The sequence below is a fragment of the Rhodococcus sp. FG69 genome, from assembly GCF_057808915.1.
The window spans coordinates 1-1,499 of record NZ_JBMDIX010000097.1; the positions used below are offsets into that span (position 1 = coordinate 1).

Here is a 1,499-nt window from a genome sequence, read left to right on the forward strand (position 1 = left end):
TATATCGGCATACTGTTGGGTCCTGAGAGAACACGTAAAAGTGTTTCTTTCTAGGCAAGACATATACATGCGGGAGTTCGTATCCCTATCGCGGGGTGGTGGTGACACTGTTTCGGTCTGATGGATGCAGGATGTTCTTCTGTTTGTGTGTTGTTTGAGAATTGCACAGTGGACGCGAGCATCTTTATTGTAAGTAGTTTAGAGCGTACGGTGGATGCCTTGGCACCAGGAGCCGATGAAGGACGTAGGAGGCTGCGATAAGCCTCGGGGAGCTGTCAACCGAGCTGTGATCCGAGGGTGTCCGAATGGGGAAACCCAGCACGAGTGATGTCGTGTTACCTGCACCTGAATATATAGGGTGTGTGGAGGGAACGTGGGGAAGTGAAACATCTCAGTACCCACAGGAAGAGAAAACAATTGTGATTCCGTGAGTAGTGGCGAGCGAAAGCGGAGGAGGCCAAACTTTGTGCGTGTGATACCCGGCAGGGGTTGCGTATGGAGGGTTGTGGGGTTTGCTTTGTCGATTCTGCCGGATCGGCCGACAGTAAGAAATCATGGTGTTAGTCGAAGTGGTCTGGAACGGCCTGTCGTAGAGGGTGAGAGTCCCGTAGACGAAAATACTGTGACTGTTGTAGTGGATACCCAAGTAGCAGCGGGCCCGTGAAATCTGCTGTGAATCTGTCGGGACCACCCGATAAGCCTGAATACTCCCTGGTGACCGATAGCGGACTAGTACCGTGAGGGAAAGGTGAAAAGTACCCCGGGAGGGGAGTGAAATAGTACCTGAAACCGTGCGCTTACAATCCGTCAAAGCCTTCGAGTGACTTGTCACTGGGGGTGATGGCGTGCCTTTTGAAGAATGAGCCTGCGAGTTAGTGGCATGTCGCGAGGTTAACCCGTGTGGGGTAGCCGTAGCGAAAGCGAGTCCGAATAGGGCGTATCACCCTTTGGGGTGTGTAGTGGCGTGTTCTAGACCCGAAGCGGAGTGATCTACCCATGGCCAGGTTGAAGCGACGGTAAGACGTCGTGGAGGACCGAACCCACTTAGGTTGAAAACTGAGGGGATGAGTTGTGGGTAGGGGTGAAAGGCCAATCAAACTCCGTGATAGCTGGTTCTCCCCGAAATGCATTTAGGTGCAGCGTCACGTGTTTCTCATCGGAGGTAGAGCTACTGGATGGTCTAGGGGGCTTACCGGCTTACCGAAATCAGCCAAACTCCGAATGCCGATGAGTGAGAGCGTGGCAGTGAGACTGCGGGCGATAAGGTTCGTAGTCGAGAGGGAAACAGCCCAGATCGCCAGCTAAGGTCCCTAAGCGTGTACTAAGTGGAAAAGGATGTGGGGTCGCGAAGACAACCAGGAGGTTGGCTTAGAAGCAGCCACCCTTGAAAGAGTGCGTAATAGCTCACTGGTCAAGTGATCCTGCGCCGACAATGTAGCGGGGCTCAAGTACACCACCGAAGCTGCGGCACTCACACAATAGCCCGCATATCCCTTACG

Annotated in this window: 1 rRNA gene; it reads left to right on the plus strand. The window is 53.4% G+C overall.

Features of this window, described 5'->3' with window-relative positions:
• Positions 1-187 precede the first annotated feature (187 nt).
• Positions 188-1,499 (plus strand): 23S ribosomal RNA (locus ACODSO_RS29120); the annotation flags it as partial.